The sequence below is a fragment of the Halorubrum laminariae genome, assembly GCF_024494655.1.
Taxonomy (GTDB): domain Archaea; phylum Halobacteriota; class Halobacteria; order Halobacteriales; family Haloferacaceae; genus Halorubrum; species Halorubrum laminariae.
This window is the reverse complement of sequence record NZ_JANHDL010000002.1, coordinates 275659-290025: the sequence shown is the minus strand read 5'-3', so window position 1 is coordinate 290025 and position 14367 is coordinate 275659. Positions and strand designations below refer to the sequence as shown.

Sequence of the window (14367 nt, the reverse complement as noted above, 5' to 3'; positions counted from 1 at the left end):
GATTTATATGGCCGGCGGCCGATTCGCCGGTATGGCAGACAAACCGTCTTCGGGTGAGATCCTCGGTATCCCGTACAACTTCGAGCGACCGAGCCTCGGTCGCCTCCTCTCGTCGTACTGGCAGCCCGGCAAGGGAATGCTGGTCGAGAAGCCGTTCGGTATCGGCTACACGCTGAACCTCGCGAACTGGCGGTCGTGGATCGTCCTCGCGGTCGCCGGCGGCCTCTACTACCAGCAGACGCAGAGCGCGGCCGGCGGCAGCGACGACGACGCTCCGCCCGAATCGGACGACGGGCCCGTCGAAGTGATCGTCGACGACGACTGATCTGCGGCGATCGAGCCGACAATCGAACCGCGACAAATCGGTCGCGTCGACGACCGGCTATCGCGTCTTTCTCGATCTCGCTCGACTATCCCGACCAGTCCTTGCAGTCGGCACAGACGAGGGCGTCGCCGTCGCGCCAGCGACGGGCGACCGATTCCCCGCACTGCTCGCAGTCGGCACCGTCGGTCGTCCACGTCGCCGTCGCGGTGACCGTTTCACTCGCCTCGGCCACCGACTCACTCGCCTCGCTCCCCGTATCGTCCCTCGGATTCTCGCCTCCCGATCTCGCGTCCGCGTCGTTCCGATCGGCGTCGGCGTTTTGAGCAAAGTCGTCGAGCGATCGGTCTTCGCCCATCTACGCCTCCCGGCGGAGCCGCCGAACCACGTACTCGCGCTCCAGTTCGCCGAGGAACTCACCGAGTCGCGGCCCCTGCGTATCGTCGAAGAAGAGCCGGTAGCCGGCCGAAAAGAAGTCGCTGACCTCGATGTCGTGATCGCGGGCCGTCTCGTACATCTCGCTTTGTATCGCCTCCCCGTCGTGTCCGGCGGCGACGAAGTCGGCGAGGTCGTCGAGTGCGGCGGCCACGTCGTCGTCGAACTCGACGTCAGGGAGGTCCGTCTGAAGCCGGTAGTCGTACTCGTTTTCCGTCCGCTCCGCCCAGTTTCGCGCCTTCTCGACGCGAGCGAGGGCGGCGTCGACCGCCTCGTCGCTCGCGTCGTCGGGGATGTGCCCCTCGTCGCGGGCAAGCCGTTCGCGAAACGCCGGGTCGTCGACCATCCCGAGGACGGCCGCGAACGTGTAGGGGAGCCGGATCGGCTTCTGGGTCGGCGGATCCTCCAACCGCCCGACGACGAAAGGGTACGCGCGCTCGGCGAAGGCGGTCAGGTCGGGGTCGTCGACCTCGCCGAAGTACGCGCGCTCGAACCGGTCGAACCGGTCGACGAGCTGATCGAGCCGCGCGATGTCGAGGTCGCGGGCCTTCTTCGGGTGGAGCGCGAAGAAATACCGCAACACGTCGGATTCGAGCAGTTCCAGCAGCTCGGGGACGGTGACGATGTTGCCCGCGGACGACGAGAGCGGCTCGCCGTTGAGCGTGAACCACTCGTACACCATCGGTACCGGCGGTTCTATCCCCAAGACGTTGCGGGCGACGTCGACGCCCGAGGGCCACGAGCCCTCGGCGTGGTCCTTCCCGAACGGCTCGAAGTCGACATCGAGGACCTCCCACTGGCCGGGCCACTCCAGTCGCCACGGGAGCTTCCCCTCGCGGAAGGTCGCGGTCCCCTCGTGGCCGCAGCCCTCGATCGTCTCGTCGCCGACCTCCATGTCGGTACAGACGTACTCGACCGTCTCGCTCTCCACGTCGACCGCGATAACCGTCTCCGTGATCGTGCCGCACTCCGCACAGACGGGGTTGAACGGGACGTACTCCTCGTCGACCTTGTCCTGATACGCCGAGAGCACGTCGCGCACTCGATCGAGATCGGAGAGGACGGTTCGGGTGACCGAGTCGAACGTCCCGTCGGCGTACAGCTCGGTGTTCGACACCATCTCAACGGGGATGTCGAGACGGGCGGCGTCGGCTTCGAGCAGGGCCGCGAAGTGTGCGGCGTACGACTCGCGCTCGCCGAACGGGTCCGGGATCGCGGTGTACGGCTTGCCGAGGTTCCGCCCGAGCGCGCCGGCGTCGACGTCGCCCAGTCCGACGATCTCGCCGTCGGCGTTCGCCAGCTTTCGCGGGATCTTCCGGAGGGGATCTTTGTCGTCGGAGGTGAACACCTGTCTGACCTCGTGGCCGCGGTCGCGGAGCACCGCGGCGACGAAGTAGCCGCGCATGATCTCGTTGAAGTTCCCGAGGTGGGCCACGCCCGAGGGGGAGACGCCGCCTTTGATCACGATCGGATCGTCGACGCCGCGTGCCTCGATTTCGTCGGCGACAGTGTCGGCCCAGAACGCGTGGAAGCCGCCGTTTTTTCCCCCCTCGTCGTCTTCGACCGTCTCTGCGCCGCCGTTCGTCGGGCGGTCAGAGAGGATGTGCGGGGAGTCCCCCCGGTCCACGGCGTCCTCGCCGGTCATGACTGCTCCGTGGCGTTCGCTCGATCGGTCAGCTCCTCCGCGTCGGCCGGGATCACGTCGGTCCCGGAGTGGTCGTCGGACACGACGGCGTCGACGACGTCTCTCGGGTCGGTTCCGTCGAGAACGATCGCGCGCATCCCCGCCCGGTCGATGAGTTTCGCGGCGAGCAGATCGACGGGGGCCGAAGCACCGGCGTCGCGGCTCATCGGGAGGACGACCTCGACGAGCTCGGCCGGTGACAGCTCGGCGAACTGCGTCGCGTCCGGGTCGGCGTTGGGGTCGGTGTCGTACACCCCGTCGGCGCTCGTGGCGTACACGAGCAGGTCGGCGTCGACGGACTCGGCGAACGCGGCGGCGACGGCGTCGGTGGTTTGGCCGGGCGTCATTCCGCCCATCACTGACACCTCGCCGCGGCGGAGGCCGGCCGCTGCCTCGTCGTACTCGGTTGCCGGCGAGACGGTCGCTCTCTCTCCGAGTGCGGCGATCAACAGCCGGGCGTTGAGCCGGGTGGTCCCGATGCCGAGCTGGTCGAGTTCGACCTCGTTCGCGCCGAGATCGCGTGCCGTCTCAATGTACTCGCGCGCGACGCCGCCGCCGCCGACGACGACGCCGATCTCGTGGCCGGTGGCGACCAGTTGCTCGATCGCATCGGCGTACGCGGCCACCCGGTCGGGGTCGAGATCGGGCGCGAGCACGCTCCCGCCGACAGAAACGACGACTCTCATTACCGTCGAATATCCCTGTCGCGGTCTTAAGGATTATCAAGCCCGGACGCGGGAGACCGTCGGGAAACGCCTAAGCCGCTCGCACCCGGCTATCGGGTATGCAGCCGATATCGATCCTCGGTTCCGACGCCGCGGACCTCGCCGCGCTCCTCCCCGATCGGCTCGACGGCCAGGTGGCCGTCGTCGACCGCCGCGAGCGAGCCGACGGTGGAGTCGTCGACGCTCGCCGCACATCGGTGACGGGAGCCGACTCCGCCTACGTCACCGAGATCGCACTCGACGCGGACGGGTCGTGGACCGGATCCGGACGCGTCGACGGCATCGACGACGTACTCGACGACCTCGCACCGACTCACGACTATCTCATCGTGCTCGGCGAGTCGCGGCTGCGCGTGCCCGTCGTCCTGCTCAGCGAGCACTTCGACGCCGACGACGTGCCGGGACCGGTCCTCGCGACCGCCCGATCCGCGGACGATGTCGATCTCGACAAACTCGCCGCCGATCTCGCCGACGCGGGGCCGTGGATCACCCGAGAGACGCTGGTTCGCAGGGTGGAGGCGTCCGCCGACGCCGACCGCTCCGGCGCGATCGCGACGTTCACTGGTCGGGTACGCCAGCGGGACGCGGCAGACGACGACCGCACGACCCACCTCGCGTTCGAGAAGTACGAGGGCGTCGCGGCGGATCGCATGGACGCCATCGCTGCGGAACTAACCGAGCGCGACGGCGTCTTCGATGTTCGAATGCACCATCGGACGGGCGTGATCGAGGCGGGCGAGGACATCGTGTTCGTCGTCGTGCTCGCGGGACACCGCCGGGAGGCGTTCCGCGCCGTCGAAGACGGGATCGACCGCCTCAAAGACGAGGTCCCGATATTCAAGAAAGAAACCACCGAAGCCGAGGAGTTCTGGGTCCATCAGCGCGAGTGATCGGGGATCCGATCTCGATCGGCACCAATTATCTTCTTCCAAAATGTTTGCAAGAAAATCAGTCGGCGAGCGCGAGCGAGAACTTGCCCGGGCAGATTGCGGAGATATTCACCGACAACTGGGAATTGTGTTGCTATCGAACAGACGGAATTTGGTCGTGTAGACACGTCCAAAAAAGCGTTCTAATCACTGTATAAAATTTCTACAGCGTTTTAATCGCGTTGTGAACGGTTCGTCAGACACGTTTTAGATTTCTCACTCTCGATAAAACGCCATGAAAGCTACTGAACACCGTCTAACGGTCTCCCCTTTATAACCCCCTTCGGCGACAGGGGTGAGATGTACTATGAGCGCGACTGCAAACCCCTCCGCGAACGCAACGACAGACGACCGTAGCAAAGAAGAGCGGCTGAAACAGTACCTGCTCGACCGCGCCGAAGAGGGCGAGATGTACTTCAAGGGGAAGTTCATCGCCGACGATGTCGACCTCTCCCCGAAGGAGATCGGCGCGCTGATGGTGAAGCTCCGCGATTCGGCTACGGAGCTCACCGTCGAGAAGTGGTCGTACACGGGCGCGACGACGTGGCGCATCGAACCGGCCTGATTCGAGCGCGAGCGACAACCAACGACTGAATAGACGGATCGCCCAATCACAGCGCGCTCACGCGCGTCCCCGCATCTCTTCCTCCCGCCGTCCCGTCCGAGTATCGTTCCGATTGCTCTCGCGTCCGCAGCAGACTGTTGTCGACGCGGGGTTTATACTGGACGACCAGTTACGACGGACGATGCCAGAACACGAGGACGGGGGGACGTCGGCGACCACCGACGCGCCGCGTCCGGAGCCGCTGGGGACGTTCTTCCGAGTCGACGAGGTCCACCGGGACGACGGGCGCGTTCGGTACGTCGGCGAGTCGTACGTCCCGGAACGGACGCTGGTGCGAAAGCTGGTCCCGTCGTTTCGCGAGGCCGGATACGAGGTGGAAGTCGACGTGGTGAACGGTCGGCACGTCGTCGTCGCGACCCCGTTTAGCCACGGTAGCGACGGAATCCCGTGGATCAACCTCGCTATGTTCGTCGCGACCGTCCTCTCGACGCTGTTCGTCGGTGCGTACGGCTGGTTCTACGTCGGCTGGGAGGAGATAACGGCGAATCCGGTGGCCGTCCTTCAGGGATGGCCCTTCACCGTCGCGGTGCTCGGCGTCCTGCTGACCCACGAACTGGGCCACTACGTCGCCGGCCGCTACCACGGGGTCAACGTTTCGCTGCCGTACGTTATCCCGTTCATGTTCCCGTTCGGCACGCTAGGTGCGGTCATCCGGATGCGGGGGCGGATGCCCTCGCGGAAGGCGCTTTTCGACATCGGTGTCGCCGGTCCCATCGCGGGGCTCGTCGCCACGGTCGTCGTCACCGCGATCGGCCTCTCGCTCGACCCGATCCGGGTTCCGGCGGCGGTCGCCGACGCTTCCGGCACCGTCATCCAGTTCAACAATCCACCGCTGCTGTCGATCATCGCGGATCTCCTCGGCCAGCCCACGTCGTACGAGGACCCAGGTCTGACGGCGCATCCGGTTGTCATCGGCGGCTGGGTCGGGATGTTCTTCACGCTGCTCAATCTCCTCCCAGTCGGGCAGCTCGACGGCGGCCACATGGTTCGTGCGATGGTCGGACCGCGGCAGGAGACGATCGCGTCGCTCGTGCCCGCCGCGCTGTTCACGGTCGCCGCGTACCTCTTCTTCTGGCGCGGCTTGGGACTCGATCAGTCGGTCGGGCTGTGGGCGTTCTGGGGCGTGTTCTCGCTCGTGATCGCGTACAACGGTCCGGCGAATCCCGCGGACGAAACGCGGCTCGAATGGCCGCGGCTCGCCGTCGGAATCGCGACGTTCGCACTCGGGTCACTCTGTTTCCTCCTTGTCCCGATTCAGGTCGTGACGGCCTGAGAGAACGGCCTCGTCGACTGGCTCTGGACCAGGACGCAGAAACGGTCGTTCGCCTACTCCTCGCGTCGCTTCTTCATGCCCTGTCGAGTGAACTGTGGCCGCGCGCGAATCCCGCGCTTCTTCCGGAACGAGCGGTAGAGCGCGACGGCGAGCGGCGCGGCCAACACGAGGACGACCGCCGCGAGCCGCCACTCGTTTGCGAACGAGTAGAGGATCGTCGCAGAGAGCACGCCGACCGCGAGCAGCACGGAGTAGGCGATCCGCATCGCAAGCTTGTCGAGGACGTTCGAGTCGTCCTCGATCGTGACGTCGACGTGGAGGTCGCCGCGATTCGCCCGGTCGAGGAAGTTGTCGGCCTTCGGCGGGACGGTGAACAGCGCTTCGGCGGTCCGCTGGGCCTGTTGGCCGGCCTGTTGTGCGAGGTTTCGAGCCGTCTCCTCGTAGTACCCCTCGTCTCTGAGGTACTCCGTCGCCGTCGAGATGAAATCGAACTCGGGGTCGAGCGTGACACAGACCCCCTCGACGACCGTCGCGACCCGCAACACGAGCGCGAGGTTCGGCGGGAGCCGCAGCGGGAACTCGTAGATGGTCGACTCCACCTGCTCGATGATCTGATTCACCTGGTACTGCTCGATGTCCTCGCCGCTGGCGTCCGCGATGGCGAGCTCCATCACGTTGCCCATCACCTCGCGGTCGGCCTCGGGCGACAGCGTCCCCATCGCGATCAGCGTGTCCAAGATCGCGTCGATGTCCTGTCGGGCGACCGCGACGTAGAAGTCGACGATCTTCTCTTGGACGAACGGGTCGACGCGTCCCGCCATCCCGAAGTCGTAGAATATCACCGTGCCGTCGTCGTCGACCGCGAGGTTTCCGGGGTGGGGGTCGGCGTGGAACACCCCGTCTTCGATGATCATCTGGAGGTACACCTCCTGAAGCGTCTCCGCGATAGCGTTCCGGTCGAACCCCGACTCGTCGAGCGCGTCGATATCGCTGATCTTCGTCCCGGGAACATACTCCATGGTGAGCACGCGCGGCCCCGAGACCGCCTCGTAGGCGGTCGGGATTCGGATCCGATCTTCGTCCGCGAAGTTGGCGCGGATCTCTTCGAGGACGGCTCGCTCTCGTTCGTAGTCCATCTCCTCGCGGATCGTCTTCGAGAACTCGTCGGCGAGGTTCTCGAGCGAGAACGCCCGTCCACTTCCGATGAATTGCTTGATAAGCGGGATCGACCAGCGGATGGTCCGGAGGTCCGCCTCGACGAGTGACTCGATCCCGGGGCGACGGACCTTCACTGCGACGGGGTCGCCGTTGTACCGGGCCGTATACACCTGTCCAAGGCTCGCTCCGCTTATTGACTCCCGGTCGAAATCGTCGAAGACATCGTCGACCGGGCCGAGTTCGTCTTCGAGGACGGTTCGTGACTCTTCCCACGGGGCGGGCGGCACGTCGTCTTGGAGGCCCTCCAACACCTCGATGTACGCGGGCGGCAAGATGTCCGGCCGCGTCGAGAGCAGTTGCCCGAGCTTGATGAACGTCGGACCGAGGGTGAGTAGGGTGTCGAGGAGGACCGCCGCGCGTTCCCGCTGGGTCTCCGCGTCGACCTCGCGGCCGCCGCCGAACAGGAGGTATCGCTTCCGGTCCCGCCAGTAGGCGATGATCAGCGGCGAGAATTGCCGCGCGACCACGACGAATCGCCAGTAGGAGCGGAGGTTGACCAGCGTCACCACCCGTCAGGCGTCGCGGTCGACACCGTCTTCGTCTCCCTCGTCGATCGGGATGGTGCGAGCGGCGTCGTCGGTCCGCTTTGGAATGGTGACTTCGAGCACGCCGCGGTCCATCTCGGCGTCTGCCCCGCTCTCGTCGGCGTCCGGGGGTAAGGGGAGTTCGGCGTCGAGAAACAGCGGGCGGTCCTCGCGCACGTATTGGAAGCCGTCCGGGACGCCCTTCTCTCGCCGCCCTTCGATGACGAGTCGTCCGTCCTCCGCAAGGACCTCAGTCGTCTCCGCGGTCGCGCCCGGGAGATCCACGACGAGCACGTACCCGTCGTCGGATTCGAGCAGGTCCGCAAACACCGCGTCCGGGAGGTCCCGGAGCGCGTCGCGTAACGCTGACATGAACCGTTATAGGGTCGCCGCGGCGAAAAAGGTGTGGAAAAGTCGGATCGATCCCGCAGCATTGACGGTGCGGCTGCGCGGCGCTAGCGGTCACGTTGCGTCGACAGCGCGGTCACGCTGAGTGTTGGCGCGATCGCGTCGGTCAGTCCCCTCACCTGTCGTCGTTCCGATCGAAGTCGATGTCGATGTCGTAGATGTCCTCGCCCTGCGATTCGCCCGGGAGGATGTCGCCGAGTCCAGCGCCGAAGGCTGCCGCCGCCCAGACGACCGCCACCCGGCCTACCTGCTCAAGCGTAGTCGGCCCCGCTTCGTGGAGCCGACCCCAGAGAAGCAGCATGAAGACGGATGTCACGAGCGAGACGAACAGGATGCCCGCGTACCGGCGCGGGATGACACCGAGAATCGGATGTCTGACTTCGATGTGCCGGAAATCGGCGAAGTAGAGAAGTCCGGCAGTCATGACGAGCACGAACCCGACGTGAGCGATCAGAAAGACTGGGACGCCTCTCGGCGTGTTCGCCGCGAACCACGCCGCGATCTCGAAGACGCCGCCCTCGACGAGAAGCGGGAGCGCGAAGAGGACAGCCCCCACGAACGCCTCCGCCATGTCCCGCGAGGTGTACTTCGTGATCCGGGTGGTGAACGCCGTGCTCCCGGGCATCCGTTCGACGAGCGAGATGGTCTGTCGCACCTTCTCGCGCTCGTGTCCCTCGTCGACGGTGTCGCTGAGGGCGTCGAGTTTCGCGAGCAGGTCGTTGATGTCGGGGTCGCTCGGCCCGTGCGACGCGTCCGCGGCTCCGTCGTCTGGTCCCGCTTTTCCACCGTCGGCTCTCGCCGCCCTGCTGGCGGCTCGATTCGCCTCGTCCCCGTCGGTGTCCATAGACCACTGCTCGCCGCCGACCGTGGAAAGCGTACCGGGTGCCGCGGACGGCCTCGCGTGCGTCGTCGATCAATTTATATACTGTGGGGCGGTAACACACACCACGAGGTGAGTACCGAGAACATCGACGACGGCTATCAACCACATTCGGCTGTCGAGTGGCACCGCATCGAGTCCAGTGTGGACCGTCTTCGAGGCGCGGAGCGCGCCGACCCGCTGTCGGCGCTCCGCCGAGCGTTTTCTGCCCTTACCCGCGTTTTTCGCTCCTCAAGTCTCTTGTACAGTCGTGAATCCCGTTGCCCTATCGCCGTCGTGCCCGTTTCGAAGCAAGGTCTACCGTGAGCGGTCGATTGCCGTCATGAACGTCGACAACACCTCGGTGAACGTCGCGGGGCGTTCGAGCATCGCAAGATGGGCGGCGTCGTCGATCACCGCGCACTCGCAGTCGTCGATCCGGTCGGCGAGATACTCGTGGTACGCCGGCGGCGTGAGTCCGTCGTGTTCGCCGACGACCGCTAGCGACGGGACGGCGATATCGCCGAGGCGGTTGCGAACATCGAACGCGTGACAGGTCTGGAAGTCGCGTCTCGTGACCTCGCGGCCGCACTCCCGCATGCTCGCTCGCGACCGCTCGACGTACTCCGGGGGTACGTCGTGAAAGAGCCGGTCGGGCCGGTGGAGTCGGTCGATCGCCCGTTCGAAGTCGGTCGCCAGCGCATCGAGAAGATCCGTGCTCACGGAGAGCTTCGCGCCCGTGCCTGCGAGGATCAGTCCGTCGAGCGCGTAGTCGCGGTCGAGCGCGACCCACAGCGCCACGGCTCCGCCGAGCGAGTTACCACAGAGCACGGTCGCGTCGGCCTCGGCTGCAACGGCGACGACATCGTTCGCGTACGCGTCGAGCGTCTCGGGCCCAGCCGGAGCGTCGATGTCGTCGCTGTCGCCGTGCCCGGACAGATCGAGTGCGACGGCTCGAAACGGAGGCTTCTCGCGGGCTTGCGCCGCCCAGACGCTTTTCGTCCCACCGCTGCCGTGGACGAAACAGACCGTCGGACCGTCCCCGCCGCGGTCGGAGACCCGATAGGCCGTCTCGCGACCGTGATGTGTGACACGCTCCATAGCCTCGACTCCGCCGCGGCGGCACTAAGCGTCTGGCACCGAACGCTCGGCGATCCCGTCCGAGACCGTACCCATCTTCACCGTGTCTCGTCGTTTTGGTACCCCCGCGCTTTCCTTCCCTTCCAGCGCCGAACCGCAACACTACCGATGATTTCGTCGAGCGCCCACGTCATGCGATTTTACCCGACAGGTTTAAATACTTTAGCGCCTAACTTGTTGTTAGGATGAATCACCAACAGACCCAATCGACCGGCGACGGCGCGCTGCTTCGTCGGTACGAGTACGAGGATGGGTGGGTCGTCGCCGCCGATCTGGGCGCTGACGCCGAAAACGTCTCTGTCGACACCGTCGGCGAGACGGCGATCGTCGTGATCGAGGGATCCGGCGAGCCGGTCGAATCCGAGTTCGAACTGCCCGGAACGGCCGAGTCGGCCTCGGTCGCAAATGGCGTTGTCACCGTGGAGGGTGAGCGATGAAGCTCACCGTCAGACCGCTGAAGCAGAAGGACGCCGGGCGTCGCCTCGCGGCGATCGACCGCGTCGCGGCCGACGAGCTGGGGCTCTCCGGCGGGGACATCGTCCGCGTCGAGGGGCAAGACGGGGCCGCGATCGCCCGCGTCTGGCCCGGCTACCCCGAGGACGACGGGACCGGCGTCGTTCGCATCGACGGGCGGCTCCGTCAGGAAGCGAACGTCGGGATCGACGACCGCGTGACGATCGAGTCCGTCGACGTCTCCCGCGCGGAGTCCGTCACTATCGCCTTCCCCAGCCAGCTCCGCGTGCGCGGCCAGATCGCGCCGTTCATTCGCGACAAGCTCTCCGGACAGCCGGTGACCGAAGGCCAGACGATCCGCACCTCGATGGGCTTCGGACTGATGGGCGGACAGTCGCAGGCGGTGCCGATGAAGATCGCCGAGACGCGTCCCGGCGGGACCGTCGTCATCACCGACGACACCGAGATCACGGTCTCGGAGGTCGCAGCAGAGGAGATCGCAGAGCGCGGCGAGGGCCCCGAGGGAACCGGTGAGGGCCCCGACGTGGCCTACGAGGACATCGGCGGGCTCGACGACGAGCTAGAGCAGGTCCGCGAGATGATCGAACTACCGATGCGGCACCCGGAGCTGTTCAAGCGGCTCGGTATCGATCCGCCGAAAGGCGTCCTGCTGCACGGCCCGCCGGGCACGGGGAAGACGCTGATCGCGAAGGCCGTCGCCAACGAGATCGACGCGAACTTCCACACGATCTCCGGCCCGGAGATCATGTCGAAGTACTACGGCGAGTCGGAAGAACAGCTCCGTGAGGTGTTCGAGGAGGCCGCGGAGGAGTCGCCGTCGATTATCTTCATGGACGAACTGGACTCCATCGCGCCCAAGCGCGAGGAGGCTGGGGGCGACGTGGAGCGCCGCGTCGTGGCCCAGTTGCTCTCGCTGATGGACGGGCTCGAAGAGCGCGGCGAGGTCGTCGTCATCGGGGCGACGAACCGCGTCGACGCCATCGACCCCGCGCTCCGGCGCGGCGGTCGCTTCGACCGCGAGATCGAGGTTGGCGTCCCCAACCGCGACGGACGCAAGGAGATCCTGCAGGTCCACACGCGGAACATGCCCTTGGTCGAGGGGATCGACCTCGACGAGTACGCCGAGAACACCCACGGCTTCGTCGGAGCCGACCTCGAGTCGCTAGCCAAGGAGTCGGCGATGCACGCGCTGCGACGCATCCGCCCCGAACTCGACCTCGAAAGCGACGAGATCGACGCGGAGGTGCTGAACTCCATTCAGGTCACCGAGAGCGATTTCAAAGAGGCGATCAAGGGGATCGAACCCTCCGCGCTCCGCGAGGTGTTCGTGGAGGTCCCCGACACCACTTGGGATCAGGTCGGCGGCCTCGAAGACACCAAAGATCGGCTTCGCGAGACGATCCAGTGGCCGCTCGAATACCCCGAGGTGTTCGAGGAGCTCGACATGCAGGCCGCCAAGGGCGTACTGATGTACGGGCCGCCGGGCACGGGGAAGACCCTGCTCGCGAAGGCCGTCGCCAACGAGAGCGAGTCGAACTTTATCTCGATCAAGGGGCCCGAGCTGCTGAACAAGTACGTGGGTGAGTCCGAGAAAGGCATCCGCGAGGTGTTCAGCAAGGCCCGCGAGAACGCGCCGACGATCGTGTTCTTCGACGAGATCGACTCGATCGCGACCGAGCGCGGGAAGAACTCCGGCGACTCCGGCGTCGGCGAGCGCGTCGTCTCCCAGCTGCTGACGGAGCTCGACGGGCTCGAATCGCTGGAGGACGTGGTCGTCATCGCGACGACGAACCGTCCGGACCTGATCGACTCCGCGCTGTTGCGCCCCGGTCGGCTGGACCGACACGTCCACGTGCCCGTCCCCGACGAGGAGGCGCGCCGGAAGATCCTAGAGGTCCACACCCGGAACAAGCCGCTGGCCGACGACGTCGATCTTGACGCGCTGGCCCGCAAAACCGAGGGATACGTCGGGGCCGACATCGAGGCAGTCGCCCGCGAGGCATCGATGAACGCCTCCCGGGAGTTCATCGGCAGCGTCTCGCGCGAGGAGGTCGGCGAGTCTGTCGGCAACGTCCGCGTGACGATGCAGCACTTCGAGGACGCCCTGAGCGAGGTGAACCCCAGCGTCACTCCCGAGACGCGGGAGCGCTACGAGGAGATTGAAAAGCAGTTCAAGCGGTCGGATGTCGACCGGACCGAAGCCGAGCCCGGCGCGGCGTTCCAGTAAGCGAACGCCCACCCGCGACGGCTCACACGGTTTTTCAGCAGTTTCGAGACGGAGCCCCCGGCCTCAAGGAGCAAGGGCTTCCGACGCTGAGTCGGAAGCACGACGCGAGTAGGCCGGGTGGAAGCCGACACGCTACGATACAACCGGCGTACTGCGACCAGCAGACTCCCAACTATATAAATACCGTCGAGCCTTCTCTGAAGTATGGATGTGCGTCGAACCGCCGTCGTGAAACTCGCCGTTTCCGACGAGCAACGCGACGCACTCCACCGAACCGCCGAGCAGTACCTGTACTGCGCCAACCGAACCGCCGACTACTGTTGGTCAGACGTATCGTACACCGAGTGCAAGACCAACAAACGGCAGGTGCGGGACGCGCTCTACAGGCGGAGCAGGCCGAGTGTCTCGGGGACAAGCCCCGAGGTACTTCACGAGTACGTCGAATACAAGGCACCAGAACGTGGTGTCGCTGTCGAACAAGTTGAGTCGAGCCACACGTCCCAACGCTGTTCGCGGACTGACTGTGGGTTTACGCACGGCGACAACCGCCACGGTGAACAGTTCCGGTGCCAGAAGTGCGGCTATGAGGTGAACGCGGATTACAACGCCGCGAAGAATATCGGGATACGATACGGCCGAAAGCGGACACACAGCCTGCGTTCCTCGCCCACGTCGGGGAGCGGAGACGCAGAAGTAGACCTGCGTATAAATGGTGGGACGTTGAACGGTGAGAGTTACCAGCCGATTGCTGGCGACTGATCGCCAGGAGTCCACATCAAAACCCCACCTCAAGGACTGAGGTGCGTAGTCGTTCGAGACGGCGAAGCCGTCTCGTGATGACGAGAGAGCTTCGCTCTCTCGGACCACGCCGAGGGAGTAGGGTGGGGTAGTTTACATGACGCCGAGCACCGTCAACAGGTAGACGGCGGCGACGACGACGATACCGATCGTGATGAGTCGCCACGCGAGCTTCAACACGAACTTCCCGAGGACGATCACGATCGCCGCGGCGACGAGCGCGGCGAGGAGCTGTCCCGTCGGACTGGCGAGGATTCCCGCCTGAAGCGGTCCCGACATCGCAAGCGCAGCGAGTGATGTGGTCATGTCCGGGGCCACGGCGAGGGCAGGCATAAGCTTGTGGGAGCGCGGTCGACCGATCTGTTATTCGATTCTGATACTTCTGCCGAACGAACCCGATCGAAATCCGACAAACGATCACCGAGGCGAACGGAAGAGACGCGACAGTGTCTCGCCGCGGCGCAAAACGCGGTCGGGAACAACCCCCCTCTTGTTCTAGTGGGAGGAGGCTACAGTCAAGCGATTCTGGTCGAATTCGATCAGTTTCACCTCGGTCTGGCTAGTCTTATGTATCCGGGACCCAATACCTGACTACGTACCCGAAGCCGGCGTCAGACGCGCAGAACAGACGTTACATAACGCATCAGATAAATACGCGCTCGACGGGTCCGGATATCCGAACCTACAAGGGCCCGCCTCGCGAGTACACCAACACTACGATGATTC

Annotated in this window: 14 protein-coding genes and 1 pseudogene; 7 read left to right on the top strand and 8 right to left on the bottom strand. The window is 65.4% G+C overall.

Translation table 11 applies throughout. From position 1 onward, the window contains the following. Positions 1–31: 31 nt before the first annotated feature. The gene (locus NO887_RS04465; protein WP_256417266.1) at positions 32–325 is read left to right on the top strand and encodes a DUF5808 domain-containing protein; all 294 of its coding nucleotides are present in this window, start codon (positions 32–34) and stop codon (positions 323–325) included. Positions 326–410: 85 nt separating this feature from the next. Here the strand turns inward: NO887_RS04465 and NO887_RS04460 are convergent, their stop codons facing one another. The 3 genes from NO887_RS04460 to pyrH are packed head-to-tail and all read right to left on the bottom strand — an operon-like array spanning position 411 to position 3127. Beyond that, the gene (locus tag NO887_RS04460) at positions 411–680 is read right to left on the bottom strand and encodes a DUF7573 domain-containing protein (RefSeq protein ID WP_256417265.1); all 270 of its coding nucleotides are present in this window, start codon (positions 678–680) and stop codon (positions 411–413) included. After that, positions 681–2402, bottom strand: a complete 1722-nt coding sequence (gene lysS, locus NO887_RS04455; RefSeq protein ID WP_256417264.1) for a lysine--tRNA ligase — start codon at positions 2400–2402, stop codon at positions 681–683. Next, on the bottom strand, positions 2399–3127 hold the full coding sequence (pyrH, locus tag NO887_RS04450) for a UMP kinase (protein WP_256417263.1): 729 nt from the start codon (positions 3125–3127) through the stop codon (positions 2399–2401). The genes lysS and pyrH overlap by 4 nt, the downstream gene beginning before the upstream one ends. Before the next feature lie 98 nt (positions 3128–3225). Between pyrH and NO887_RS04445 the strand changes: the two genes are divergently transcribed. From NO887_RS04445 to NO887_RS04435, 3 genes are all read left to right on the top strand, one after another. Next, complete coding sequence (locus NO887_RS04445) at positions 3226–4056, top strand: molybdopterin synthase (RefSeq protein ID WP_256417262.1); 831 nt, start codon at positions 3226–3228, stop codon at positions 4054–4056. Positions 4057–4402: 346 nt separating this feature from the next. Beyond that, entirely contained in the window at positions 4403–4660 is a 258-nt protein-coding gene (locus tag NO887_RS04440) for a DUF7123 family protein (RefSeq protein ID WP_256417261.1), read from the top strand. 181 nt (positions 4661–4841) lie between these two features. Then, entirely contained in the window at positions 4842–5993 is a 1152-nt protein-coding gene (locus NO887_RS04435) for a site-2 protease family protein (protein WP_256417260.1), read from the top strand. Between the two features lie 53 nt (positions 5994–6046). Here the strand turns inward: NO887_RS04435 and NO887_RS04430 are convergent, their stop codons facing one another. The 4 genes from NO887_RS04430 to NO887_RS04415 all read right to left on the bottom strand — a co-directional run bounded on the left by NO887_RS04430 (position 6047) and on the right by NO887_RS04415 (position 10103). Beyond that, the gene (locus NO887_RS04430; protein WP_256417259.1) at positions 6047–7720 is read right to left on the bottom strand and encodes an ABC1 kinase family protein; all 1674 of its coding nucleotides are present in this window, start codon (positions 7718–7720) and stop codon (positions 6047–6049) included. A 3-nt stretch (positions 7721–7723) separates the two neighbouring features. Then, positions 7724–8107: an Hsp20/alpha crystallin family protein gene (locus NO887_RS04425; RefSeq protein ID WP_256417258.1), complete on the bottom strand. Its 384-nt coding sequence runs from the start codon at positions 8105–8107 to the stop codon at positions 7724–7726. 151 nt (positions 8108–8258) lie between these two features. Continuing rightward, positions 8259–8987: a DUF2391 family protein gene (locus NO887_RS04420; protein WP_256417257.1), complete on the bottom strand. Its 729-nt coding sequence runs from the start codon at positions 8985–8987 to the stop codon at positions 8259–8261. 333 nt (positions 8988–9320) lie between these two features. Beyond that, positions 9321–10103, bottom strand: a complete 783-nt coding sequence (locus tag NO887_RS04415; protein ID WP_256417256.1) for an alpha/beta fold hydrolase — start codon at positions 10101–10103, stop codon at positions 9321–9323. A gap of 224 nt (positions 10104–10327) precedes the next feature. Here NO887_RS04415 and NO887_RS04410 point away from each other — a divergent pair, with 224 nt between their 5' ends. The 3 genes and pseudogenes from NO887_RS04410 to NO887_RS18625 form a co-directional block, all read left to right on the top strand. Further along, positions 10328–10579: a DUF7127 family protein gene (locus NO887_RS04410; protein WP_256417255.1), complete on the top strand. Its 252-nt coding sequence runs from the start codon at positions 10328–10330 to the stop codon at positions 10577–10579. Continuing rightward, positions 10576–12843: a CDC48 family AAA ATPase gene (locus NO887_RS04405; RefSeq protein ID WP_256417254.1), complete on the top strand. Its 2268-nt coding sequence runs from the start codon at positions 10576–10578 to the stop codon at positions 12841–12843. The genes NO887_RS04410 and NO887_RS04405 overlap by 4 nt, the downstream gene beginning before the upstream one ends. 426 nt (positions 12844–13269) lie before the next feature. Then, positions 13270–13602 (top strand): annotated as a pseudogene (locus NO887_RS18625) (zinc ribbon domain-containing protein); the annotation flags it as partial. 132 nt (positions 13603–13734) lie between these two features. On the opposite strand, the gene NO887_RS04395 reads toward NO887_RS18625, so the two are convergent. Further along, the gene (locus tag NO887_RS04395) at positions 13735–13974 is read right to left on the bottom strand and encodes a DUF8029 family protein (protein ID WP_256417252.1); all 240 of its coding nucleotides are present in this window, start codon (positions 13972–13974) and stop codon (positions 13735–13737) included. Between the last annotated feature and the right edge of the window lie 393 nt (positions 13975–14367).

What these genes read in the sequence shown, in the direction of transcription:
- NO887_RS04465 (WP_256417266.1), top strand. Translation starts at nt 32, where the DNA reads ATGGCAGACAAACCGTCTTCGGGTGAGATCCTCGGTATCCCGTACAAC.
- NO887_RS04460 (WP_256417265.1), bottom strand. Translation starts at nt 680, where the DNA reads ATGGGCGAAGACCGATCGCTCGACGACTTTGCTCAAAACGCCGACGCC.
- lysS (WP_256417264.1), bottom strand. Translation starts at nt 2,402, where the DNA reads ATGACCGGCGAGGACGCCGTGGACCGGGGGGACTCCCCGCACATCCTC.
- pyrH (WP_256417263.1), bottom strand. Translation starts at nt 3,127, where the DNA reads ATGAGAGTCGTCGTTTCTGTCGGCGGGAGCGTGCTCGCGCCCGATCTC.
- NO887_RS04445 (WP_256417262.1), top strand. Translation starts at nt 3,226, where the DNA reads ATGCAGCCGATATCGATCCTCGGTTCCGACGCCGCGGACCTCGCCGCG.
- NO887_RS04440 (WP_256417261.1), top strand. Translation starts at nt 4,403, where the DNA reads ATGAGCGCGACTGCAAACCCCTCCGCGAACGCAACGACAGACGACCGT.
- NO887_RS04435 (WP_256417260.1), top strand. Translation starts at nt 4,842, where the DNA reads ATGCCAGAACACGAGGACGGGGGGACGTCGGCGACCACCGACGCGCCG.
- NO887_RS04425 (WP_256417258.1), bottom strand. Translation starts at nt 8,107, where the DNA reads ATGTCAGCGTTACGCGACGCGCTCCGGGACCTCCCGGACGCGGTGTTT.
- NO887_RS04420 (WP_256417257.1), bottom strand. Translation starts at nt 8,987, where the DNA reads ATGGACACCGACGGGGACGAGGCGAATCGAGCCGCCAGCAGGGCGGCG.
- NO887_RS04415 (WP_256417256.1), bottom strand. Translation starts at nt 10,103, where the DNA reads ATGGAGCGTGTCACACATCACGGTCGCGAGACGGCCTATCGGGTCTCC.
- NO887_RS04410 (WP_256417255.1), top strand. Translation starts at nt 10,328, where the DNA reads ATGAATCACCAACAGACCCAATCGACCGGCGACGGCGCGCTGCTTCGT.
- NO887_RS04405 (WP_256417254.1), top strand. Translation starts at nt 10,576, where the DNA reads ATGAAGCTCACCGTCAGACCGCTGAAGCAGAAGGACGCCGGGCGTCGC.
- NO887_RS04395 (WP_256417252.1), bottom strand. Translation starts at nt 13,974, where the DNA reads ATGCCTGCCCTCGCCGTGGCCCCGGACATGACCACATCACTCGCTGCG.